Origin of the sequence: Pseudoalteromonas sp. '520P1 No. 423', from assembly GCF_001269985.1 — a bacterium.
Lineage (GTDB): Bacteria > Pseudomonadota > Gammaproteobacteria > Enterobacterales > Alteromonadaceae > Pseudoalteromonas.
The window spans coordinates 1,073,925-1,099,086 of record NZ_BBZB01000002.1; the positions used below are offsets into that span (position 1 = coordinate 1,073,925).

22 protein-coding genes and 1 pseudogene are annotated in these 25,162 nt (G+C 34.1%); 9 read left to right on the forward strand and 14 right to left on the reverse strand.

Translation table 11 applies throughout. The annotated features are described in order from the left end of the window. Window positions 1–600 precede the first annotated feature (600 nt). Together PSA_RS23130 and PSA_RS23135 are read right to left on the reverse strand one after the other, a co-directional pair. Window positions 601–1,035: a PIN domain-containing protein gene (locus PSA_RS23130; RefSeq protein ID WP_042151183.1), complete on the reverse strand. Its 435-nt coding sequence runs from the start codon at window positions 1,033–1,035 to the stop codon at window positions 601–603. Next, the gene (locus PSA_RS23135; protein WP_042151186.1) at window positions 1,032–1,253 is read right to left on the reverse strand and encodes an AbrB/MazE/SpoVT family DNA-binding domain-containing protein; all 222 of its coding nucleotides are present in this window, start codon (window positions 1,251–1,253) and stop codon (window positions 1,032–1,034) included. The genes PSA_RS23130 and PSA_RS23135 overlap by 4 nt, the downstream gene beginning before the upstream one ends. A 352-nt stretch (window positions 1,254–1,605) precedes the next feature. Here PSA_RS23135 and PSA_RS23140 point away from each other — a divergent pair, with 352 nt between their 5' ends. Continuing rightward, entirely contained in the window at window positions 1,606–2,751 is a 1,146-nt protein-coding gene (locus PSA_RS23140; RefSeq protein ID WP_059365059.1) for an IS3 family transposase, read from the forward strand. 238 nt (window positions 2,752–2,989) lie between these two features. Here the strand turns inward: PSA_RS23140 and PSA_RS23145 are convergent, their stop codons facing one another. Next, window positions 2,990–3,670: a LipL32 family surface lipoprotein gene (locus PSA_RS23145; protein WP_052380215.1), complete on the reverse strand. Its 681-nt coding sequence runs from the start codon at window positions 3,668–3,670 to the stop codon at window positions 2,990–2,992. Window positions 3,671–3,806: 136 nt separating this feature from the next. On the opposite strand from PSA_RS23145, the gene PSA_RS23150 reads away from it, so the two are divergent. Both PSA_RS23150 and PSA_RS23155 read left to right on the forward strand, forming a co-directional pair. Beyond that, complete coding sequence (locus PSA_RS23150) at window positions 3,807–4,256, forward strand: hypothetical protein (RefSeq protein ID WP_042151215.1); 450 nt, start codon at window positions 3,807–3,809, stop codon at window positions 4,254–4,256. 424 nt (window positions 4,257–4,680) lie between these two features. Beyond that, window positions 4,681–5,490: an ion transporter gene (locus tag PSA_RS23155; protein ID WP_042151219.1), complete on the forward strand. Its 810-nt coding sequence runs from the start codon at window positions 4,681–4,683 to the stop codon at window positions 5,488–5,490. A 44-nt stretch (window positions 5,491–5,534) separates the two neighbouring features. On the opposite strand, the gene PSA_RS23160 is transcribed toward PSA_RS23155, so the two are convergent. The 3 genes from PSA_RS23160 to PSA_RS23170 all read right to left on the reverse strand — a co-directional run bounded on the left by PSA_RS23160 (window position 5,535) and on the right by PSA_RS23170 (window position 7,308). Further along, complete coding sequence (locus tag PSA_RS23160) at window positions 5,535–6,077, reverse strand: hypothetical protein (protein ID WP_042151222.1); 543 nt, start codon at window positions 6,075–6,077, stop codon at window positions 5,535–5,537. Between the two features lie 13 nt (window positions 6,078–6,090). Next, window positions 6,091–6,765 carry a HupE/UreJ family protein gene (locus PSA_RS23165; protein ID WP_042151230.1) on the reverse strand — a complete coding sequence of 225 codons (675 nt, stop codon included), beginning with the start codon at window positions 6,763–6,765 and terminating at the stop codon, window positions 6,091–6,093. A 156-nt stretch (window positions 6,766–6,921) separates the two neighbouring features. Next, window positions 6,922–7,308 carry a hypothetical protein gene (locus tag PSA_RS23170; RefSeq protein ID WP_042151224.1) on the reverse strand — a complete coding sequence of 129 codons (387 nt, stop codon included), beginning with the start codon at window positions 7,306–7,308 and terminating at the stop codon, window positions 6,922–6,924. An 809-nt stretch (window positions 7,309–8,117) separates the two neighbouring features. Here PSA_RS23170 and PSA_RS23175 point away from each other — a divergent pair. Then, the gene (locus PSA_RS23175) at window positions 8,118–9,122 is read left to right on the forward strand and encodes a transposase (protein ID WP_059365061.1); all 1,005 of its coding nucleotides are present in this window, start codon (window positions 8,118–8,120) and stop codon (window positions 9,120–9,122) included. A gap of 227 nt (window positions 9,123–9,349) precedes the next feature. Here PSA_RS23175 and PSA_RS23180 read toward each other — a convergent pair. Continuing rightward, window positions 9,350–9,783 (reverse strand): annotated as a pseudogene (locus tag PSA_RS23180) (transposase); the annotation flags it as partial. A 158-nt stretch (window positions 9,784–9,941) separates the two neighbouring features. Here PSA_RS23180 and PSA_RS24960 point away from each other — a divergent pair. Further along, a complete protein-coding gene (locus PSA_RS24960; protein WP_082305885.1) occupies window positions 9,942–10,130 on the forward strand; it encodes an SEC-C metal-binding domain-containing protein in 189 nt (62 codons plus the stop codon). A gap of 223 nt (window positions 10,131–10,353) precedes the next feature. Here the strand turns inward: PSA_RS24960 and ltrA are convergent, their stop codons facing one another. After that, window positions 10,354–11,622, reverse strand: coding sequence for a group II intron reverse transcriptase/maturase (ltrA, locus tag PSA_RS23190; protein WP_231665496.1), 1,269 nt, complete (start codon window positions 11,620–11,622; stop codon window positions 10,354–10,356). Window positions 11,623–12,301: 679 nt separating this feature from the next. Here ltrA and bla point away from each other — a divergent pair. Next, window positions 12,302–13,186, forward strand: coding sequence for a class A beta-lactamase (bla, locus tag PSA_RS23195; protein WP_042149140.1), 885 nt, complete (start codon window positions 12,302–12,304; stop codon window positions 13,184–13,186). A gap of 611 nt (window positions 13,187–13,797) precedes the next feature. On the opposite strand, the gene PSA_RS23200 is transcribed toward bla, so the two are convergent. From PSA_RS23200 to PSA_RS23220, 5 genes are read right to left on the reverse strand one after another with little or no spacing between them, the layout of a single operon-like run. Further along, complete coding sequence (locus tag PSA_RS23200) at window positions 13,798–14,787, reverse strand: Gfo/Idh/MocA family protein (protein ID WP_127924184.1); 990 nt, start codon at window positions 14,785–14,787, stop codon at window positions 13,798–13,800. A gap of 46 nt (window positions 14,788–14,833) precedes the next feature. Beyond that, a complete protein-coding gene (locus tag PSA_RS23205; RefSeq protein ID WP_042149147.1) occupies window positions 14,834–16,093 on the reverse strand; it encodes a HAMP domain-containing sensor histidine kinase in 1,260 nt (419 codons plus the stop codon). Then, window positions 16,094–16,792 carry a response regulator transcription factor gene (locus PSA_RS23210; RefSeq protein ID WP_042149150.1) on the reverse strand — a complete coding sequence of 233 codons (699 nt, stop codon included), beginning with the start codon at window positions 16,790–16,792 and terminating at the stop codon, window positions 16,094–16,096. Window positions 16,793–16,821: 29 nt separating this feature from the next. Beyond that, on the reverse strand, window positions 16,822–19,311 hold the full coding sequence (locus PSA_RS23215) for an ABC transporter permease (protein ID WP_042149153.1): 2,490 nt from the start codon (window positions 19,309–19,311) through the stop codon (window positions 16,822–16,824). Then, window positions 19,308–20,000 (reverse strand): ABC transporter ATP-binding protein, encoded by a 693-nt coding sequence (locus tag PSA_RS23220; RefSeq protein ID WP_042149156.1) that lies wholly within the window; start codon window positions 19,998–20,000, stop codon window positions 19,308–19,310. The genes PSA_RS23215 and PSA_RS23220 overlap by 4 nt, the downstream gene beginning before the upstream one ends. Before the next feature lie 336 nt (window positions 20,001–20,336). On the opposite strand from PSA_RS23220, the gene PSA_RS23225 reads away from it, so the two are divergent. Genes PSA_RS23225 through PSA_RS23235 form a run of 3 tightly spaced genes read left to right on the forward strand, consistent with a single transcriptional unit; the run spans window position 20,337 to window position 24,518 of the window. Further along, on the forward strand, window positions 20,337–21,881 hold the full coding sequence (locus tag PSA_RS23225) for an ethylbenzene dehydrogenase-related protein (RefSeq protein WP_042149252.1): 1,545 nt from the start codon (window positions 20,337–20,339) through the stop codon (window positions 21,879–21,881). Then, complete coding sequence (locus PSA_RS23230) at window positions 21,878–22,504, forward strand: DUF1566 domain-containing protein (RefSeq protein ID WP_042149159.1); 627 nt, start codon at window positions 21,878–21,880, stop codon at window positions 22,502–22,504. Before PSA_RS23225 ends, PSA_RS23230 begins: the two co-directional genes overlap by 4 nt. 43 nt (window positions 22,505–22,547) lie before the next feature. Beyond that, entirely contained in the window at window positions 22,548–24,518 is a 1,971-nt protein-coding gene (locus tag PSA_RS23235; protein WP_042149161.1) for a pre-peptidase C-terminal domain-containing protein, read from the forward strand. 407 nt (window positions 24,519–24,925) lie between these two features. Here the strand turns inward: PSA_RS23235 and PSA_RS25645 are convergent, their stop codons facing one another. Then, on the reverse strand, window positions 24,926–25,066 hold the full coding sequence (locus PSA_RS25645; protein ID WP_157575829.1) for a hypothetical protein: 141 nt from the start codon (window positions 25,064–25,066) through the stop codon (window positions 24,926–24,928). Between the last annotated feature and the right edge of the window lie 96 nt (window positions 25,067–25,162).

Consider the following 25,162-nt stretch of genomic DNA (forward strand, 5'->3'; position numbering starts at 1 on the left):
GATCCTGCCAGTATGCCAAGCCAGTGCAATGACTTAATCGCCCAAGCTTCAATGAATTTAAACAGCATCAACATCACTGAAATAGTTGAGCAAACTAAACTCAGTTACAAGAAGAGAAGACGCTCACGCCTGCGTTGAAGCTGTCTATCGAGCTTATTCTTGTTATCGTTGTTATGCTTGTCAGTAAATTGGGACTTAACAGTAAAAATAGTCGTATTGCGCCATCAAAAATATTAACCGAGAAAAACAAACCAAAAATAAATCAGATAAGCCAGCGGGTGGACAAAAAGGCCGAACGGGTAAAACGCTGACTCAGACAGAGACGCCCGATGAGATAGAAGTCATTTTAGTTGACCGAGACATGTATAGAGTTGATCTACATAATTGAACGGTTTTTCAAAGAAATTAACAAAATTAAACATAAGTGAAATTTGATTTTTCGAGATGACTTTTGTAGGAGAGTAATAAAGATATACATACTGAATTACTCTACAACACCTATTAATCAGGTTAAAAAATCATCTTTAAGCTCTTTTAATTTGTTGGCAACGTCTTTTTTATTCATTGTGAATCCATATTCAGTTAAGGGAGATTTTCCCCCTAAGGTTGCTTAGTTCCATCTATTTCTAACGCTGCTTTATCAAACGTGTAAATAGTGGATATTTCATCTTTATTTAACTGACCATGACGCTTTGATTTATTAACAATTAACGCATCTGGAAAGTCTGCTTGCTTGGTTTTACCGCTTGATTTAATTGGCTTGGCATTAGTAAAGTCTTTTAATGCGCCCCACACCGACTGACCATCTTCAAACGTCAAATTAGGCTCTGCAAACAATGCATGAATTACATCAATAATTTGTTCTTTACTTAGGCTGTAGCGTTTACCCTTTAATGTCCAAATTGTTTCCGTCAATACAACATCAGTGATAAGCACTGATTCAGTACCAAGGATTAACTTAGTAGCCTTGTTAGCTTGCTTTTCATCATCTTGTAACAAGTAACGAAGCAATACATTAGTATCAATAGCGATCATTTATTTAAGGCACTCTCTAAAGATTCTTGCTCACTAATTGTTGAGTTTGTAGCAATACCCTTTAATAAGCCTTTCGCTGCACCTGATTGCTTCTTCACGATAGAGATCACACCTTGTCTATCAACAAAGCTTTCAATATCATCACCAGCGTTAATATGCGCGACAACGCATTGTTCAATCGGTAAGGTAATTTGTCTTTTTGCGCTAACTTTAGCCATAACAGCCTCTTTACTATTTAATATATAGTAAAGAATAGCGTATCTTTACTTAGTGTCAATAAGTAAAGATCATGAACTACCCCGCGACTAAAGATCACTGGGTTTTCTCGACAGTGTTTGATAAATATGAGAGAAATTTTGAAGTTGATTTGTTTATCTAAAAGTGAAAACTAGATGTGTAAAATTCACATCTAGTATTTTTTGACATTAAGGTCTGAGTTTTTCATATTCAACGGTACGATCTTCAAATGTCCACTGTGTAGGATTCACATTGTAGTGTTCTGCTTTAATTAAACCGGACACTTTAATAATGGAATATAATCCAATTATTGAGGTGTAAAATGACAAAAAAATAAAAATTAAAAGCTATACAGTTGAATTTAAAAAAGAAGCTGTAGCATTAGTTACTGAGCAAGGCTATAGCGTATCTAAAGCCGCAGAATCGTTAGGAATAACAGATAAGCTACTTTATAACTGGAAAGCTAAGTTTGAAGTAGAACAATCAGGAGTTAGCTTAAATGTTGATGAAAAAACTGATTTATTAAAACTTCGTCAAGAAGTCAAAGAGCTAAGGATGGAAAAAGAGATCCTAAAAAAAGCCAGTGCCCTCCTTCTAAGTAAAGTAACATTTCAAACCATAAAGCAGCTTTCTTCGATATTTCCTATAGCTAAACTTTGTAAAATGATGAAGATCAGCCGTTCAGCTTATTATGCTTGGCTCAATCGTCCAGCAAAAATAATAACGGCAGAGCAATTAAATTTATATCGAAGCGCTAAGGTTATCTTTAAAGAGAGCCGTAACAGCTTAGGTTATAGAGAGTTACGAAAGCGATTATGCAAGGAGGGCTTTCAAATTAGCGAATATAGCGTAAAAAAACTAATGACTCAGCTTAATTTGGTTGTAACGCAGCGTATTGCTTATAAAGTAACAACCAAGCGTAAGCATAGTGATGCTGTTGCAGATAATTTACTTAACCAAAACTTCAACCCTATGGCACCAAATAAAGTTTGGGCAGGTGACGTTATCTATCTAAAAACTACTGAAGGTTGGATGTATCTAGCCATTGTTATGGATTTGTATTCTCGTCGCATTGTTGGTTGGCATATTGATAAGCGAATGACTACAGATTTGGTAAGCAAGGCTATGATTAAAGCGTATAACCTACGGCAGCCGCCCAAAGGTCTGGTGTTCCACAGTGACAGAGGTTCACAATATACCAGTAAAAGTTATCGTAAGTTGCTAACAAGTTATAGTGTTCGAGCTAGTATGGGCGATGTTGGTGCCTGTTGGGATAATGCTGTAGTAGAACGATTCTTTGGAAGCTTAAAACATGATTGGTTATTTAAAGTACCCCAGCTAACCAGAGAGCATATGAAAAATGATGTAACTGAATACATGCGATATTACAACGTAAAAAGGCTTCATACGGCAAACAAGGATATGTCGCCAATTGAATATGAAATTAGTTATGAAAATTCTTTAAGAAAAGTGTCCTGATTTAGTTGCGCAGAACACCTGGTGTTAAATTAGCGCTTACGTTTATAGCTCCAGACTAAACCTAAGTATCTGCATCCATTAAGGCAACGCAGCTATTGTATATTTAGACTGATCACATATTTATTGTAATTGGTATTACACATATGAATTTTAAACTTAAAATTGGTAATAATATAGAAAAAAGAAAGGCCGCTATAAATTGTAGCGGCCTATTTATTTTAGTAATTAGATTTGAATATTAGTCATTAACTAATTTATTTAACTTTTCAAGTGAGCTGGCTACTTTTACACCCGGAATGTTACTACCAATAGTGGCCATGTATGAACCATTTACTTTCCCTCTGAAAGAAGTAAAAGAAACACGGTATACACCACGCACTAATGACTCTGTTGGGCTACTGATTTTAGATTCATGTCGTAATATAGAGTTATATTTATTGCCACCAGGGTTTTTTGGTAGTTCACTACTATCGTCATTTGTTTTTAGTGTTTTGACAACTTTACCACCATTTTTAATTTTTTTAGGATCCGATATGTCTAGTTTGTCCAAAACTAAGTAAGTATCAAAATATGCCTTTTTATCTTTTTTCATACTTTTTTTGAATATTGAATGAACAAAATCTTTTTTTCCAGGTTTATCTTTCGCTGGAGAAACCATAGAAACACCTAGCTCATCTATTGCAGCAGGTACCCATAAATATAAATAATATGCATCTTTATTTTTATATTCACCATCTGGCTTTATATTAGTATCAACATAACCAAAGTATTTTTCATATTTTACGTATGGTAAGTTAACCTTAAAAGAGCCTATCCCTTCTGATTTAGAGCTTTTAAAATTATAGTCATCACCACCAAAAAAACCGGTACATAGAGCAAAAGTCGCACCTGCGAGTAATAAGTTCTTATATTTTTTCATTTTAATTCCTTTTAAATAAGTAAATTAGTTATATGTATTAAACATCTTGTTACATAAAGTAAACCTGAGCATAACATAGTATTGTTGAAATATAATCGTTAAAGGTACAATAAACTGAATTTGAGGAGATATTTTTTTGAAATTAGCCATGCAATCAAAATTATTACTTTTAGGCGCTTCAATCGCCTTTTGTAAAGCGATTTGGCATTTATTATGTATTATCGGTGGACCATCTTGGTTTGAATTTGCCAGAGCACCAAAAGAAATTATAGATTCTGCAAAACAAGGAACTTGGCTTGCACCAATAGGAACTATATTTGTTGCTACTTTAATGTTTATTTGTAGTTTATATGCACTATCTGCTATTCACATTATTAGGCAGCTGCCTTTACTTAAAACAGCGCTGGTTGTGATAAGTAGTATGTGTTTGATCAGGGGGGCGTTTGTCATTCCATACATAATACAGTTTGGCTTTGATATGTGGGAATTTATTGCTGCAATTGTATGGTTTTTTGTCGGGCTATGTTATCTAATAGGGACTGTTGAAATATTAAATAATATAAGAAAGGAATCAAATGGTGTCTAAGTTAGATTTGGTAGTTGGTTTTATTATTTACCAAACCAAGTATGGTCTTTATTCCACCACTGACTAATATTTAAAAACTGTTTGTAAGTGGCACTAGAGCTAACATTTACAGCTTTTTTAATTATGATTTTAAAACCATGTTTATCTTTTTGAATGACTTCTGCAAATAAACTGCTAGAGAAGAAAAATAGTAATATGAGTAATTTATTAATTGTTAATAGTTAAATGGAATTGAATTAAAAAACAAAAGCATATATTTACCATTTTGAATATTTCAAACTTAGTAACAATTGATATTTGATTTGAATATAAGAACTATTTAAACTCACCGAAAATATTTTAATAGGAGTCATTTTTTAATAAGTTAATCATATATCACTTAATTTCCTTCTTGTTATTTACTTATTTTTTCATGGAAACAAACATGTTATCTTCATTAAAATTACTATTTGAACGTCTTGATAATAGTAAGCTATTTCAATCAATCATTATTTTTGTCATCGTAGTATCCGCATTAAGTGTTGGAGCACATACATATGAATTACCTCCATGGTTTGATCGTGCGCTAATAATTTTAGACACAGGTATTACCGTTTTCTTTTTAGTTGAAATTATTATCAGGTATATCGCACTGAATGATTTTAAAAAGTTCTTCTCTAAAGGCTGGAATATATTCGATGTAATAATCGTAGTGGGTAGTTTAGTTCCTGTTGCTGGCTCCACTATATTTATCGCACGTTTATTACGTGTATTTAGAGTGCTGCGTTTAGTATCTATTATCCCAGAGCTTCGAATGTTGGTTAATGCTTTACTTAAAGCGATCCCAAGGATGGGTTATATTGCTTTACTCATGTTTGTTATTTTTTATATTTATGCAGCGATTGGCAGTATGCTTTTTACGAATATAAATGAAACGTTATGGCGAGACTTATCGATTGCCATGCTAACATTATTTAGAATTGCAACCTTTGAGGATTGGACTGATGTTATGTATGAAACAATGGAAATTTACCCTTTAAGTTGGATTTATTATCTGAGCTTTATCTTCTTAACAGCTTTTATCTTTTTAAATATGATGGTTGGCGTGGTACTTGAAGTAATGACCAAAGAAAGTGCAGATTTTGCGGCTGAGCATCAAGACGAAGATACAAAGCCTGCTAGCAAAGGTCAGATCAAAGCGTTACAGGCTCAAATCGCCACTTTATCTGAACAATTAGCAAATAATAAAAGTTAATACATAAAAACAGCCCTAAATATTTAGGGCTGGTTAAGCATAGATTAACCTTTTATCGTATAGACCCCTTTAATAGATAATGTCACAACAACAGGCTCATCAGATGGATTTTTCCAATACCAGCCATGAGAGCCTGCAAACGGAGTTGTTAAGGTACCCTTCATGTCTTTTGAGGTTGTAATAGAAAAACTCTCAAAGTAACCCGTTGTATCACCTTTGGGCTCTCCATGAAAATCAAAAAATAACTCTGCGCCATCTGTTTGCCATTTATATTCAAGGTGCGCATGTTTATCCATTAATAATTTGTACTCAAGACCTTTATTTGCTGGGATCTCGATTTGTACTATATCACTTTTAGGTTTAACACCAACTCCAATGTTACTTTTTGGTGTACTTAAAGGTTCAGGAATACCAGCTGTTTGAGATAATTTGGTTAAGCCTAAAGCTTCACCTACCCCTGTTGGGTCAATATTATACTCTGATGGTAAAATACACGTTATAAGTAACATACTAGCAATAACTGAAGCGAGTAAACTTGCCTTTATTAAGGTTTTTGTAGAATGGATTGGTACATTAATTGTATTCATATTTCTTTATCCTTTAAATATTTACGAAATAACCTGTTAACTGAAAACCTACTAGCATCAAACCACCGCTCATTAATAGGGTGTTTGCTGCAGTTGAAAACTGCATAAAGCTGGTGTGTTGTCGCCAAAAGTTCATCAATATGAGTACTAAACCTAAAGCTAAAAATTGACCAATTTCTACGCCGATATTAAATGAAATAATATTTGTTATAAGCCCATCTTGTGGTAACTGGAACTCTTGAATTTTAGTTGCTAATCCAAATCCATGAAATAAACCAAAAATCATCACTGCTGCTTGGGTATTGGGCTGATAGTTAAAGAGCCTTTTAAAGCCACCTAAATTATCAAACCCTTTATAAACGATTGATAAACCGATAATAGCATCAATTAAATAAGCATTTATTTGAACATTATTTAAAACACCCAATAGTAAAGTAATACTATGCCCTACTGTAAATAAGCTGACATATATCACCACATCTTTTGTTTTAAATAAAAAGAATATAACTCCAACTAAAAACAAAAGGTGATCGTAGCCTGTCACCATATGTTTAGCACCAATATAGATAAAAGGAATAATTGAAACCCCTTGATTACTTGTCAAAAACTGTTTTGTGTTTTCATCTACACCATGGGAAAATATTGAAAATGAAGCCAATACTGCTGTCAGGATGATTATAAAATGCATTATATTTTTAGATGAGATAGTCATATATCACACCTATGTTTTATTAATATTTCTTTCATAGTTACTTCTATTTTTTTATAGGAAATTACAAAGACACCACTACCAAGATATAGATAAGGCATAACTTTGATTAATTATTATTTTAAGGAAGTAAAATTAAACAGTTGGAGGTGGTATTGGTGGTGCGTATATGAGATTTTTATATTCTTTACTAAAGCCAATCACACTTAAAGATTGGTAATAAGCTGTGGTTAAAGCGAGATTGCTTGGCGGAAAATAGACTGTATGTGAATGGTTTGCATGTTCATGATGCTGTAAATCTGATTCTATATTGTGAGTTAACTGTTTGTTATTATTTTTATGATGTTCATGCCCGTGGCTGTGATGATGGCTGACTTCAATGCCCATTGGGTGTTTATCACTAGGATATTGTATTGCGTTATTATTTGTTGATGAAGTTAGTTGGCAGGCAAATATGATTAACATAAAAATTAATGTTAGCTGCTTTAGCAAATTTTGCTTTTTAGCATTTATATTAATCAAGCAATGACCTATTTAATCACAAAAATGTATTTAAAGTGAGTTACATTTAAACAAAGCAAAATTGTAATGTCCACTTTCATTATATGTAAAAAATTAAAATTATTTAAAATTCAAAGAAAAAACACTTAGTCTATTGTTAATGTAAAGGATTGAATTAAAACAAACCAAACATGCATTAATTTGTAATACTCTTATTACTTATCATACACTTAAATACCTGTTTTGCTAAAAATATAATACTTGCTATTGCATCTAGTGAAGGTCCACCACATATGATAAGAGGTGAGCACCACGGTATAGACCTTGATATTGTACAAGCTATTTTATTTAAATTAGGTTATTAAGTAAAATCTGAATTCCCAAGTCTTGCAAGAGGAAAGCATCTTGTTATTTCACATAACTATGATGCGGTCGCGCCTATTTTTTGGCAACAAGATGAGCTTGATTTTTATGCCTGTGATCCAATAGTGCAATATAAACCTATGGTATTTTCGCTTAAAATAAATTTAGTCCAGCTAGGTTAAGTGATTTAAGAGGTGCCTCAATAAAAATACCTTAAAATAAGACAGCCATACTTTTCTTATTGAAAACTAGTCTAATACCTTAAAATAAGACAGCCATACTTTTCTTATTGAAAACTAGTCTAAAACTCATTTTTTAGACTAAACTTTAACCACTGATGAAATGTTATTGGTGGTTATTATAATACCTTAAAATAAGACAGCCATACTTTTCTTATTGAAAACTAGTCTAAAACTCATTTTTTAGACTAAACTTTAACCACTGATGAAATGTTATTGGTGGTTATTATGGCTAGGGCGAGAGAGTCGTTAATCGATTTAGATGCAACCCCTTATTATCATTGTATAAATCGCTGTATCCGAAGAAGTTACTTATGTGGCGATGATAAATATTCAGGTAATAACTTTGACCACAGAAGAACTTGGTTGGTCGATAGAATAAAATTCCTTGCTACTGTTTTTTCAATTGATATTGCAGCTTATGCGATTATGTCTAATCACTATCATCTTGTTTTAAAAGTTAATAGAGACGACGCTTTAAACCTATCAAATGATGAAGTCATCGCGCGTTGGTATCAGTTATATCATGGTTGTATTTTGGTCGACCGTTATAGGTCGGGTGAAAAACTCAATGCTGCATACATGTTTAGAATTAATGAAATAGTTAATGAATGGCGCATAAGGCTATATGATATTAGTTGGTTTATGCGCAGCCTAAATGAGTTTATAGCGCGTAAAGCGAATAAAGAAGATAATTGCACGGGTAAATTTTGGGAAGGACGTTTCAAATCACAGGCTTTGCTAGATGAATCTGCAATTTTAAGTTGCATGATGTATGTTGATTTAAATCCTATTAGAGCAAAAATGGTTGACTCACTTATAGGCAGTGATTTCACCTCAATTCAAGAACGAATCAAGCAATACCAATCTTTTAAAAAACAAGACAGATCTAAAAATAGTAAATCTAATAAGAAACCTGAATTTACAGTCTTACAGCAACCAAAATTACTATTAGAATTTGGCTGCTCAATGGATAAAAATACCATTCCTTTTACGCTTTTTGATTATTTAGAGTTAGCTGATTTTAGTAGTCGTTTAATCGTGCCAAATAAACGAGGTTCGGTTTTAAAAACGACTCCAAAAATTTTAGCTGTTTTAAATATTGAAGTTGATTCATGGCTCAATACCATTCAACACTTCAGGCGGCATTATGCTAACTTCGCAGGTTCAAAATCTTCTTTAATGAAGTGTGCACATAGTCACAATCATAGTTGGTATAAAGGTTCTGCGTAGTTGCTCAACCTTATTTAAGTTTAACAATTGTTGCTATCTAGCAATTTAATTGATTGTGTGCGTAATTAATCAAACCTCAATAATTTGTATTGTATTTCGTGAAATAAAACATCAAACTCTCAAATTAAATATATTTATAGTAACCAGCGTAAGCTTTTAATTTCTCAGTGGGGTTTTAATATCAATGAGATATTTTTGCCTGTCTAATTTTTTTGTCTGTCTAATTTTTTTGTCTGTCTAATTTTTTTGTCTCTAATTTTTTTGTCACGGGATAAATCTCGCACGGCTTCATCTTTTGGCTCAGGGACGTATATAGGTGTTAAATCTTCGGACTTGAGTAATTTAGCAAGTTTGAGTGCATCACGTTTATCGGTTTTAACTTTATCACTTGGTTTTGTGGGAATAAGAGAAGGAGCGATGACATAACAGCAATGATTAAGACTGGTCAGTAAGCGGTAAATCCAATAACCACAGGGCCAGCTTCATAGACAAAATGGAGGGTAGCGTCAGGGTATTTTGATTGTAATTGTCTAGCGAGTTTTTTAAAGGCGGCTTTATTAGTAAGGATTTTACCTAAATGAATAGGTTTAGCACCACGATGATCTTCAATATACGCCACTTCAGTAAATGATTTATGTGTATCTAAACCGATGAAAAGTATGTTATGTTAGCCTCTGTTATCTATTGTTCACGCATATAGTATGGCTCTGGTTTGTAAAACTACCCCATATTCATAGGCTAGCACCTTGTGGGGAGTCATTGTGTCTATGTTTATAATCGAATTTTGTGTTTTAATTTAATTAGGGTTTTTTAATTAACATGAGTGAAAGAAGTAATAATTTATCGGAAACATCATTGGAGTCAGAGGGTTCAAGTTGTACTAACACAAGTTGTTGTCCTCCTCCACAAAGCCCATTAACTAGAGCTACACCTAAAATTGGTCGAAATGATCCTTGTATTTGTGGGAATGGTCGTAAATATAAAAAATGCTGTGGTAAAAATGCATAAACTATCATTTGAAAGAACTTTTGGTTTTGTGTATCTATAAACATAATCGGGTAGCCGGAGGTCTCTAACCTCCAGCCCCCACACCACCCATCATGCGGGTCCGTAATGGGCGGTTCATCTCCCGTAATGAATCTTTATCCAAACATCTCTTAATGATACTAGCCCTTGTTTAGCCAAAAAATCATTGTTGATCGCTATATTGATCCCTTTGGTTTTTTAGCTTCTACAAGGTCCTTCGCCTAAAGCGCCTACTTTTGGTACTTGTGATGCCACATGAAATAGCTAAATATTCACTCACTCCTAGTTTAATTAAACTTCTCACCTTTGTTCGTGGCTTTCGCCATTGACGCCAATAACACATACGCAATCGACGTCGTATCCAAGCATCAAGATCAACCGCGAGTTGATAAACATTGGCTATCAAAAAGTAATACCCCCAACCACGTAAAAATTGTGTGAGTTTATGAATTTGTAGTGTCATAGATATACCCCAATTACGATTGGTGAGCTTCCTGACTTTCTCTTTAAATAACTTTAAAGCATTGTCATGTATTTTCACCTGTGCGTAACGAAAGGTAAAACCTAGAAACTTCGAGCCTGACACTGGGCCTACTCGACTTTTAAATTCATTTACAATCAATTTCAAACGTTTGGTAATGTAATGACTGATATCCTTTTTGACTTGAGTACCCTTACTTTTAGTTTTCACTAAAATGATAATATCATCGGCATAACGCGCAAACTTGAGTTGCTCATTAGATAGCTTCTTGTCCAATTCATCTAATAAAATGTTAGATAGTAATGGAGACAGTGGCCCACCTTGCGGTACGCCTTTATCCGATGCAAACCAAAGACCGGTTTCAACTTCTGCTATGCCTGCGCGTAAATATTTACCGAGCAGTCGCATGAGTGATTTATCTTTGATTTTACGACCAATGCGGTTCATTAACATGTCATGATTTACTTCATCGAAAAACTTCGATAAATCAATATCAACCGCAGTCTTAAAACCTTGTTTAACACAAGATTGAACATAACTTACTGCCTGACTTGCTCTTTTACCTGGGCGATACCCATAACTATGAGATGAAAATAGTGGTTCAAAGTACGGAGTTATTACTTGAGAAATGGCTTGTTGGATCATTCTGTCGATAACAGAGGGGATCCCAAGTAATCGCTCACCACCATCCGATTTGAGAATACGTACCCGTTTAACCGGAAGAGGTTGGTAAGTCTCATCTAGGATCTTAGATTTAATCCCTTGCCAGTGTTGCACAGCAAACGCGTTAAACTCATCGATTTTCATGTTATCAATGCCCGGTGCGCCTTTATTGGATTTTACATGTTGCCATGCTGTGCCAATGTTCAGGTCGCTAAGCATCTGTGTCATTAATGTTTGTTGGTTCTGGTTAAATTCATTTAAGGTATTATTCACAGTCGAACGCTGGTCTTCACTATCACAACACGGTGATCTATGTTGTTTCAAGTTCAATTATGGTATCTCCTTGAGTTAAGATGTTCAGGCCTTCACCGTGTCTCATCCATTACGATGAGCATTTGGCTACTACGCCGTCTGCTGACTTCTGTTTAATCACTTATAAGATTACTCAGATAAGCGCGATTGATTTGTTATCTTATATTCGCTCAACCAATTCGATAACTAAACTGATTGCCAAGGCTTGATCGACCAGTTGCCTCACTGGTTACTTTATCAATTGCATGTTAAACAGATCTCCCCGGATAATTGCATTCACTTTCTCTGCACTGCTGCATCATTTACGGTAGCCATTAGAACACTTGGCTTCGTTGTCTTGTGCCAACTCGCCTCCAGCCTACGCCTCATATGATATTTTTGTTCATCAGCTCGCAGATTTGCTAGCGGCTTCCTCCGGACTATCTCTCACGATTTAGCCCTTGCCATTCGCTAGTAGTTAGCGTTTAATAACAGAATGTTAGTAAACGGTGATCTTCCTACAGAAGACTTTCACCTCATTAGTAAATGCCCATGCCAGGCGTACTCAAGTTGCTTAAACGGACAAAAAAAACAGCTGGCTTTTGCTCCTTCGTCGCTAATTTTAGCCAGCTATTTTATTGCCGCTTAGCAAACCGTTGCCTTACATGTTTAACTATGATGCTGCTAATCTAATTAAAAAATGGAAATGATATGTGTTATGAAGTTTAATTTTAAAACTTACCTTTTTAAGTACAGCTCACTGATTTTAGTTTTAGTGGCTAACCTTTCTTTCGTTTCTAGCGTACATGCTAATACTATATCTAAAAAAATTGAAGAAATAGAAAGCCAGCTAGATGCTCGTATTGGTGTATCTATTTATGATGTCACAGACAATAAATTATGGGATTATAACGGGGACACTCGCTTTCCTTTAATGAGCACTTTTAAAACGTTAGCATGTGCAAAATTACTTGTTGATGTAGAAAAAGGGCTTCAATCTTTTAATACCTCTAGTGTTATTACTAAAAGTTCGCTTGTTAAATGGTCACCGGTAACTAAAAAGCATGTTGGTGAACTGTTCACTTTAAAACAGGCATGCTCCGCCGCTATGATTATGAGTGATAATACTGCTACAAACATTGTTCTAGCTAGTATTAAAGGACCAAAGGAACTGACACGTTTTATGCGTTCTATTGGTGATGATGTCACTCGGTTGGATAGAGTTGAACCTTATTTAAATGAAGCACTTGATGGTGATAAAAGAGACACAACTACACCAACTGCAATGGTGAAAAGCTTACATACTTTATTATTTGGGGACATATTATCCCAAGATTCAAAAGTTCAACTAAAACAATGGATGATAGATAATAAAGTGACTGGCAGTTTATTTCGTTCAGTACTTCCTGAAGGTTGGTCTATTGCTGACCGTTCTGGAGCTGGAGGTTATGGTTCAAGGGGGATTACTGCTGTTGTTTGGTCTGATAAACGTTCACCTCTAATTATAAGTATTTATTTAACTCAGACCGATGCCTCTTTTGCCTTACGTAATAAAGCAATTGCTAATATAGGTAAGGAAATATTCATTGTTTACAGTAAGTAAGGCTAACAAGAGACTATGGTTAATTTTTAATAAAAATTCTAATCCATACGCGCCATTTAATAATCCGGGCTAATGTCTCCAAAGTGATAAAAGTGAACCGTACAAAATACCCCAAAGTGATGCAAAACCGTCTATGTTTTGATTCATGTACCTAAAAAGTCGGCTCTGTAGGCCGCATTCTTTCCTTTAATAAACTGTGTTTTATCGCTTAAAACAGAACAAAACATATATGTTTTGACTCATTTCTAAACATGGTGCAAATAAAAGCCTTTTATATCAATTATAGCTATCACAATATCAGTAAATTAATGAATCACTTTATAGCAAGTTACATTAGAGAGATGCATTACTTAGTAATTTTGAAATGACTTTATATGACGTTATATGAGGCAGTTAAACGCAGTTATTTATAGGACCTCGGGAACAATTTAATATCACACCGGCAATATCTCAAGAGCTGCCTTTTCCTAAGAATCTGACAGAATTTAAATCTGTCAGATTAAGTAAAATCTTACTTTTGAGTGTGTAACATCAAATGCTAACAAATCATTTAATTTTTGTTATTTAATTTTTGACTTTGAATTTTTTTTAGGTTTTTATACTTTATCTTTTTAAATCTGAACACCCGCTTTTAAAATTTGATCCATCACCCAACTTGTATGTGTTGCCGTGGCACCAGTGGATGGGTGTTTTGTGCCAGAAAAAAGCTGGTTTTTCATATTTTGCACATGAAAAAGCTGGATATTTTCAGGGTTTTCGATGAATAGTGTTTCCGTGTTATTGTTCGAATCAATTTGAATTGGTGATTCGTCAAAAACAGAGAATGTCATTTCACATTCACTGCCATAAATAACAACTTTATCTTGTCTTGCGCTACCACCAAAATTCCAACTCCCCGTCCCTGTGATGCCATTTTTATGTAACCAACATGCAGATACGGAATCAAAGGAAGAGTAAAGTTTTTGTTGATTAACCCCTATGCCCTTCACATCTTCATATTCGCCTAATAGATGAGAAAATAGATCTAATCCATGACTGGCTAAATCATCAAAATATCCGCCAACAGCAATATTTTTATCTGTACGCCAATTATATTTGCCCGATAAGTCTATTTCGTTGGCAGCTTTACTTAAGTGCCAAGTAATGTGCCTAACTTTACCAATTCGCCCTTGTTCTAAGAGTGCTTTTACTTTTAAAAACCGTGGCAGCGAACGACGATAGTATGCAACAAATAGTGGCAGGTTTACTTTATCGAATGCGTCAGAGATCGCTAAACAATCTTCAAAACTTGGCGCTAAAGGTTTTTCTATACAGCATATCTTACCTGCTTTAGCGACTTGCAAGCCAAACAATTTGTGCGTATCTGGCGGAGTAGCGATATAAACAGCATCGATATTATCATCATTAATGAGGTCTTTTGCATCTGCATAATATTTGTCAATATTATGTCTTTTAGCATAATCTTGCCCAAGGGTTTGATCTCTTCTCATTACAGCAGTTAATTCAAAACCATCTGTTTTTTGATATGCAGGACCACTTTTTACTTCAGTAACGGCACCACAACCTATAATTCCCCAACGCAAAATCTTATCTATATTCAATATCGTATCCTATTTCTATAATTTAGAAGATGACTCTTTATCTAGCTTAAAAACCTATAACAATGCAAATACCATCAGTTTTGCTTTCTATATTCAAACCAAGTTTATGGTGTTCGCATAAGCGTTTTACAATCGAGAGACCTAATCCATACCCTTGGCTGTTTTCCCCTTTTATTAAAGGCTCTAAAACAGAGTCTTTGATCTTTTCTTCAATCCCTTCACTTGTATTAAATACACTGAGTTTATTATCTGAAAAGCTAATTTTCACAGTGCCATGAGTCGTATATTGAAAGGCGTTACTTACTAAATTTGCAATCAAAATTTGCAAAATACCAGGCTGGCTCAGTAATTGGTCATTCATACCGATCTCAACATCTACTTCTACAGGTTTATTAGTTAATATATAGGCGTGTTGTATTACTGCTTTTTCAACAATAGGCAGCAGTTTTACCATCTGTGCTTTTGAAGATGCATTTTCTTCTCTCGCTAACGATAATAAAGTATTTACAGACTGCTCCATTTGTAATGTTGCGCGATTGATTCTTTGAACTAATGTTGTTGATTCTTCTTCAGTTAATTTATCATCAGCCAATAATTCACTGGCATTTTTGATAATTGCAATAGGCGTACGCAGTTCATGGCTTGCATCTCTTGTAAAATGTAATTCCCTATTAACATAGTCGTTAATTGTTTCCATTGACGTTTCTAGATTTGAAGCAAGTATGCCGATTTCATTATTTGGAAAATCTTTAGCAAAGCTTTTAGGTAAGTCTTGTGGTGAAACACCATGCACTAAATCTACTAATTTAGTTAAAGGGTGAATTAACTTTTTGGATAAGCGATAACCAATAAAGCATGCTATCAATGCCATTATTACAGTTGATATAAGTAAAAAATTGATAATATATACACGAATTGGTCTAACGACTAGATCTTTACTTACTTCTGCAATCAAATAAACATCAGGCTCTTTCGCAAGACGTGTCATATGATAATGCAAGCCATTATCACCATAAAATTCACGTGAATTTGGTTCCCTGCTAAACTTTTCTTTTATCGAATTTGGAAAAGTGTCAATTGAATGATGAATCGTTAAATTTTCTTTTTGGGGTATCCCCCATTTACCTGTTACTTCAAAATTATCCTTTAATTGTTCTGCCTCAATTCTAATCCCCTTCCCAATAAAGCTGTCTTCAAGGGTATATAAAAAAATAAAATTATATAAGCTAAATACAAGAGAAAGCATAATAGAAAAGATGCAAAACTGAATGATGATCCGTCTTGCTAAAGTGTAAGGTTTTTTCATTTAAATGCTCTTTTGGTGTTCTAATAAAGTAAAACCAACGCCATGAACCGTTTTAATCACAGGTTCTGAGAAAGGTTTATCAATCGCTTGTCGTAATTGATATATATGTGATCGTAATGAATCAGACTCTGTAGGGTCATCACCCCACAGGTGCTGGCATAACTCAGAACGACTTACGACTTGCGGATAAGCTTGTGCTAAAAACAGTAAGATATTAAAGTTCATAGCATTTAAATTAACCGTCTGACCATCACGTTCAACTTGTTTAGTTTGTCTATCTATGATCAAAGAGCCTATATTGATTTTGTTATCTGTTTGCAAAAGGTGCCTACGAGACAAAGCAATACAACGGATCTCTAGCTCTTCTAAAGCAAAGGGTTTAGTTAAATAATCATCTGCACCGACGCTAAAGCCTTTTACTTTATCATCTAAAGTATCTCTGGCTGTTAGCATTAAAATGGGTAAATGTTTTACAGATTCATTACGTAAAAGTTCGCATACCTGTAACCCATCCATTTTAGGCATCATAATATCTAAAACAATCACATCAAACGGTTGTGATAAAGCTAAGTCAACACCTTGCTTGCCATCACTGGCGTAATCAACAACATGGCCTCTTGATTCTAGATATTGGATGATATTTTTTGCCAGTTCAGTTTGATCTTCAACTAGCAAAATTGTTAAGCCCTTTGCTTTCATACTTTTTCCTATTTAGCTTAAACGGGTTTTTATACTAATAAATTTTTGATAGAAACGTTTAAGTTCTTTTTATTACTCAATATTCCGACTAAACATACTACCAAAATTGAAATAAATAAAGTCGATATAATCCAAACTGGGTCTGGTATATAATTTAAAGAAAACTGAGATTTGTAGATTAAACTTCCTGCAATCCAAGTTCCAAATATTGCACCGCCGCTGGCAATGAGTGCTGTTACTAGCCATTCAAAAATACTGAGCTTTAAACATGCACTTTTTGTTTGACCAAAACTTAATAGTAAACCATTTTTAATTTTTTCATCCGCTTCATATCCTTGAACACATGCGCAAATTACAAGTAATGCGATTAAAATAATCATAAAGCTAAAAATCGAGACAAGTTTAATAATAACACCTAAAGTTTTATCAAAACTATCTGCGATCTCTTTAACAGAAGTCAGCCTTAATGCGGGATGTTGTAACCACAGTTTAGATAAACTAGACCAAGCTTTTTCTGGTAATTCCATACTACCCATATACAAACTCGTAGCTATAATATTCTCTCGTGCACTAGGAGGTACTTGAAACCAAAATGTCATAGAACCATTACCTGATTTAAACTCATGGCTGCTAGTTAAGGTAAATTCATATTGTTGTGTTTGAATATTAAAAACTAGTTTGTCACCGAGGTTTAATCCCATATCCGTCATGATTTCACTTTCTACAGATATCTTATTCCAATCTTTATCACTTTTATTCCACCATTTTCCAGTAACAAGCATATTGTTATCTGGTATATCTTGCGTCCAGTGCATTCGTACAGGCTTTAATAACGTTGCCATGCTTTCACTTGGTGTATCTGAATGTTCAGCTAATGTTTTGCCATTTATTTTAACTAACTGACTAAACATGAAAGGTTTAAGTTGTTTTATTTTACTATCTGTTTCCTCAGACCAAATTGTTAAAGCGTCTATATGATGCTTTTGCGCTTTAGATATTATTAAGTTGCCATCATGTTGACGCATATAATTATTCATAGTCGAACTAAAGTCTTTTAATAAACTTAACGTGAACAGTAATAAAGTAGCACAAAGACCTACACCTAAAATCTGCATTGTTTTACTTAATAGTCTTTGTTTCATCATATAAAAACTAAAGGGGATCAAACCCATATTACCTTTGGTTAATTTTTCAGCTAAGGTCAGAACAAACCAAGTTAATGCCATTAATAAAAAGATTGTGGCAGCTAAACTGCCTAAAATCATACCAGTTAATAAAGCATTATCTGAGTAATATACAGTGAGAATTGAAATACTTAATAATGAAAAAAACACGCGATAAATGACATTTTTATTATTTTTTGATGGTTTAAATAATTGCGAAATTGATACTTGAAAAATTTCAATCCATTGTGGAATTTGGAAAGTTAATAAAAGTAAAAGTAAAATGAAGCTTGTTTTTAAAACAGTTAAAAAATCCCAGTTCACTTCCATGCCAATAAAAAGCGTCTGCATTTGAGATATAGCCAAAACTTGTGCTAAATAAGCAATAACAAAAGCAGGTAATAATAATGTTGTAAAACTGATAAGCCATTGAACAAAGCTAATAGTAATACAACCCCAGCGGCTTAACCCCATACTCATGCATAGGGCAATAAAGCGCTTTTGATTTATAATTTGTCGTCTACCTGCTTGATCAATTGCAATTGTCGACATCAAAAATAGTAATACAGATCCTAAACCAATAAAGTTTTCAACTCTTTGCCAAAACAATGCTAATGGGTGTTTTCCACTTTTATGTAACAACTGTGCTCCCGGAATGGTTTCTTTTGCCCAAGTTAATAACTGATCAACATTTGCCTTATTTGCACTTAATAAATAACGATATTTAGTGCGGTCATTAGTGTTATGACTATTATTTTTTAGACTTAATAAATCACCATGGTTGATCATTGCACGCATCGCGACACTATGCCCTTCAAGTAACCTATCAGGTTCGTGATGAAGAATTTTTTTAACGATTAAATGCGACCCACCTACAAGTAATTCTTGATTGATTTTAAGGTTAAGTGTTGTAAATAATCGAGAACCAACCCATATATGACCTGGCATTGGTCCTTGCTCAGCTGAATAAGACTCTACTGATAATACATCCGAGACTTTGAGTTTTCCTTGAATGGGATAGTTATCATCGACTACTTTAAGTTGTACTTCTTGCCAAAGTTCATTATTGGTTAATGTTATTATAAGTTGCTGATTCGCAGATATTTGTTTTGAATTACTTTTTAGATACTGGTTTTGTTCAGTGGTTAATGGTTCATATTGTGTGATTACAAGATCGGCACCTAATAATTGCTTTAGGTTATTATCTAAATAATGACGAATAGATGAACTTGTCATGCTTAAAGTTAATAAAAAAAACAGTAAACAAAACTGTGTCCATCTTAATAATCTGCTATCACTAGTATGATAATGTTGGCAAAACTGATCCCAGCCAAGCTTTAATATTGCGACATTCATACAGCAACTCCTGTCACTGAATCAAATTTATTGTTTACAAGGTCTACTTTTCCTTTTGACATTTGATAACAATAATCTGCACGGCTTGATAGCTCTTGGCTATGGGTTACAACAATTAAGCCTGTGTTATTTACCTTACAGCATGAAAACATTAACTCTGTTATTTCAATGGCAGTTTGCTCATCTAAATTACCCGTTGGCTCGTCAGCAAATACAAAGCTAGGTTCTGTCACAAATGCTCTTGCGATTGCGACTCTTTGTTGCTCGCCACCACTGAGTTCATTGGGTTTATGTTTAGATCTATATTCAAGACCAACTTGCTTTAACCAAAACAAGGCTTTATCTAGAGCCAGTTTATCGCCCTTTAGCTTTAGCGGTAATGCAATATTATTAAGTGCATCAAGCTCAGGTAATAAATGAAATTGCTGAAATATAAATCCAGATTTTTGTCTTAATTCTAAATTAGATAAAATCTTATCGTTATATTCAAATGATACAGAGCCTGAAGTGGGAGTTTCTAATCCTGCTAATATTAGTAATAAACTCGATTTTCCCACACCTGAAGGTCCTACAATCGCATATGAGTGTTTGTCACTTATCTTCATAGATAAATTATCGAATAAACTAATTTTTTGTTTATTCATTTTAAAGTGGTGGCCTACATTGGATAAAGATATAGCGTTTGACATAACTGAGATCCCAAAATAACTTAATTAACCTCAATATAAGTTATTTAATGTGAAAAAAAGGTGAAATATATTGTGAAATTAAAAATTTAATTGTTTCATATGTTCCTCAAATAACTCCAACTTACCTGTTCCAATAACTAAACTCTATTTGTCTCTTTTTTAAATCTATTTAGCTCTATTTTTTACAATTAGTTAACCTTGTTATTGTAGTGAAAACATAATCCCCTTATATTTTTGTACCTGAAAATTGTAATTAAATTGACACGAATTAGATATATATTCGATGTTATAAAAATAAAGTAACTCTAAATTAAGAAACTGAAATATATGGGAAATATGAACTTAACAGTAGCGAAAAATAACTTTTTTATTTTTCACTTAACTGTAATTGTTACAATTTTTGTAAGCTTAGCAACAGGTCTAAGGATCAGATTACTATCAGATGATACATTACGCTGGTTATCTCCTTTACTACCTCAAGGGAATATTCATGATGTGCATTTCATAAGTGGTATTATCATAACGAGTATCTGCATAGTTTATATTTTTATAAAAAAGAAAGGCACAAATAAGCAGCAAAGTAGATACCATCTTTGGGTTAATCGATTTGGCTATATTGTGATTATTTTTGCTGTGATTTCTGGCTGGTTACAATATTTTCAGACTAGCCAAACGTATATTTTCAATGCGCATTTTACTGCATGTTTATTAATCGTTTGTTTTATCTTGTTACATAGCTATGTGTACATAATTCAATTTGGTATTAAAATAATTTCAGCGATTGCCCCCATTGATTTATTTAAAAATATTAGGCTGACAGCTGCTATTTCAAGTGTAATTGCTGTGGTTTTTATACTTTTTATTGGTTTAGATAAAAATAAACATCAACAAATGACAGTGAACGCGATTGATTATCAAGATTTAATTGATATTGATGGCAAAGAGCAAGAAACATTTTGGACAAAAGCCAAAGCAGTAAAGGTATTTACCTCAGGAGGGGCTAATTTTATAAATGGTAGTACCGAAGTAACAATTAAATCAGTCGCTAACCCCCAAGAAATTTATTTTTTATTTAAATGGCAAGACCCCACTCAAAGTTTATCGCATCTGCCCTTAGTTAAAGAGAATAATAAATGGACAATTAAACAAGATGGTTTTTATGAATTTGATGAAAAGACATTCTATGAAGATAAATTTGCAGTGCTGGTTTCTAAAACGTGTAATTTTGGCGCGGATGGCACAGCAAAACTTGGACCTGCTCCGATAAAAGGGAAACCAAAAAACTTCCATAAAAAAGGTTATCACGTTAGTCCAGATCATACAGTAAGAGATTTATGGCATTGGAAAGCAGTTAGAACCAATAAAATGATCCTGATGGATGATAATTACATTGGCCAAGCAAAAACAGCGAGGACGGGAGAGCGTAGATATACAGCGGGTTATACACCCGATGGTAAAGAAAGTGGCGCATATGTTATGAACTGGCAATGGTATCAACGTGATTCAATTACACCAAAAAGATTACCGATTGCACCATCATATATAAACCAAAACACACACGCATTAAAACCCAGTATTCTTTCATGGTTTGAAAGCAAACCATATGAGCTCAAGGATGATAATTATAAAAATGGCTCTGTGTTGCCCTCAGTGCTATATCGCTCAAATAGATTCGAAGGAGATCGAGCTGATATTAGAGCCAAAGGTACTTGGGATAAAGGTATATGGACACTTGAGCTTGCTCGAAAACGAAATACAGGATCTAAGCATGATGTTGTTTTAGAGGATGATGTATGTATATGGGCGTCTGCTTTTGATCGCTCTCAAATCGCTCACACCCGCCATGAAAGACCCATTCAATTAAAGTTTGCCTCATTATGAAAAATAGAATATTGATAAGCTTATTATTGCTAGGGTTAACACTTTTATTTGCACATCAGGCTATAGATTTCCCTATCAGTGAAAAAGATCAAAGATTTATTAAAATTAATCACAAAGGAGAGCAACTAAAAGCTTGGCAAGGTCCTTGGTCTTGTACATTAGATTTAAATCAAAAGCTTTTATGGGAAATAAAAACTGATAATGAAACAATCCATGATGGTTATTGGACTTATTCATGGTTTGATGGTGTTTCAGGTGTCTCAAATAATGGTGATTGTTATTTTAAAAAAGACCGTTGCGACACTTTAGATTTGATTGAAGAAACAAATAAACAACAGCTTTGTGGTTTATCTGGTTGGCGACTCCCTACCATACACGAGTTACAGAGTTTGATTGTTGAAAATGATCGTCCGGGAGAAAATCAAATTTCAACGGATTATTTCCCTCAAATTAAAAATGGTGATTATTGGACCAGCCAAATAAACAAATCATTTAAACGACTTAATAAACATCAATTGGGCGTATCAGCTGTTAACTTTCATGATGCAAACACACTCACCCTGCCCTATCACAATGCCGCATTTGCAATTTTGGTAAATGATAATTTGCCGAATATGCATTAAACCGTACGCATAGCGTAATTATAAAACAACAACAGGAACATTTATGAAAGCAATAAATAAGGCGATGCTGGGTGTTTTATCAGCATTAATATCATCAGGGGCTATTGCAGATAGCAAGCAACATAGATTAGTGTGGGATCACTCACCAAGTTCGCAAGCTACCATAGGTTTTACACCATCAGGTAGTAGCGATCATCATGTAAAATATGGTTTTAATACAGATGAAACAAGTTGGACTAGAAAATCTGTGACTGCAAGCCATACATTTGAAGGCTCACTTTCAAGTCAGTTTGTAAAACTAACAGGGCTGCCTAGTAACAGTGCTGTTTATTATCGTGTTTGTGATAATAGTGGCTGTGGTACAAGGTTATGGTTTAAAACTGCGCCAACAGATAACAGTCCATATATCGCAATTGCTGGTGGTGATACTAGAACTGGCTGGACAACAAGAAAAGAAGGTAACAAGCTTGTTGCTAAAATTAGGCCGTTATTTATTATGCATGGCGGGGATTATACTAATGCAAACAGTGCATCTGAAATGAGTAGCTACCTAAATGACTGGCAATTAACTATGTCTAGTGATGTGATCAATGGTATTAGTTACAAAAGAATTTATCCTTTTATCGCAACCCATGGCAATCATGAAGATGGTAATTATAAAACCCTTTGTGAAGTATTTGGCGTAGACTTTGATAATAACAATACCTGTAATGCTAAAGATACTTATGGTGCTTTTAATATATCGCCTCTGCTCAGGGTATATACCTTAAACAGTCAATTTAAAAATAGTGGCTGGTCAAGTTATGCAACAGCCATGAATAATTGGCTTAAACAAGATTTAACCAGTTCAGGCTCAAGTACAAAATGGCGATTCGCCCAATATCATAAACCTATGTACCCGCATTATTCAGGTAAATCAGATAATACAGAGTTATTTGGCTGGTGGGCGCAAAACTTTTATGATCATGGTATGAACTTGGTCGTAGAGTCAGATACCCATATCAATAAAATAACTCAAGCACTCAAACCTTCTGGAAGCAGTTATAACACTACCACGACTGGCGGTACTGTTTTCATAGGTGAAGGTAGCTGGGGCGCACCTGCACGATCTGCAAATGATCCAAAATCTTGGACAATTGATTTAGCAAGTATTCAACAATTTAAGGTTATCACTGTTGCGTCAGATAAAGTTGAAGTAAAAACAGCACAATTTAATAGTTCAGCTGATTCTGTGAGTTATGAACAACGTAAAAATAATCCTACTTTATTACCAAGTAACATAAATTGGTGGCAAGCGAGTGAAATTGGCGATACGTTAACATTAAATCGTTCATCTGTAGGAAAAAGTGTGATTGATTTTGGCACACCACCAATAGACCCTCCAGTAACTGATGAATTAACGAATAATACACCTGTCACAAGTTTATCTGCAGCAAAAGGCCAAGAGTTAGCATTTACAATGCAAGTGCCTGCTGGTGCAACCAATCTTAACTTTACTACGAGTAGTGGTACAGGTGATGTAGATTTATATGTTAAGTATAATCAAAAGCCAACAAGCTCAAGTTATGATTGTCGACCATATAAAAATGGTAATTCAGAAAGCTGTAACATTACTAATATTCAAGCAGGTATCTATTATGTTGTGCTAAAAGCTTATAATACTTTTTCGGGCGTCACTGTAAAAGGCAGCTATGTGGCAGGAAACGGTGGCGGTAATTCTGGTGGTGATACAATCACTAATTTATCTCAATCGAAAGGCCTGTGGTATTATAAAAACTTTAACTTACCTACTTCAGTTAGTTCACTTGAAGTATCAATTTCTGGTGGTACAGGTGATGCGGATCTATATCTAAGACAGGGTTCAAACCCAACAAGTAGTAGTTATGAATGCCGACCATATAAAAATGGTAATACGGAGTCTTGCTCTATTACTAATCCAAGTGAAGGCCAATGGTATATTGGCTTAAAAGCATATGATAATTTTGATAATGTCACATTAAAATACAGTTATTAATCTAGATTGAAATTGCACAGTTGTATTTTATAGTTGTACTGTGTAATTTTTTCTAATCTTTGGAAAATGAACCTGGTTTAATTGCATTAGCTAGAGATTTAAAACCAATAAACATAAGCCTATTAATAGAAATAAATACATTTCTACACCATCAGTTTGCAGCTCAACCATAGATTTTTTCATCTTTTTATATGGCAGTTCTATCTTTGAATCTAACGCTAATTGATATACATAACCCTCGCTTTGCCAAATAGATACTTGGCTATATGTCGGTAACGCTTTTGCTAATTTTTGACAAATGGTTTTACCTATATTTATTGCAGAGAAAACATCAAAATTAAGATCGTAGTAGTGATAAATAATATCTGTTTCGCTATCTTCTTCATTTTTATCTGTGGTAAGAGGCTTTAGATAGGCGTTATATTCGCCGTTTTATTTTCATAGTTAACCTCTTCACATATGAGCTGGTAGCGTTCAGGGTGGGCTAGTTTATCTATATTTTCTTGTACATCTAACAATTCACTAACAGTGTATTTCGTGTAATCCATTTTCAATACGTTAATCTCTGTATTTTATTATTCGTAACAATTTCAATTATTCAGAGGCTTATTACTGTTTATTTTTCGCCTTATAATATTTTAAAA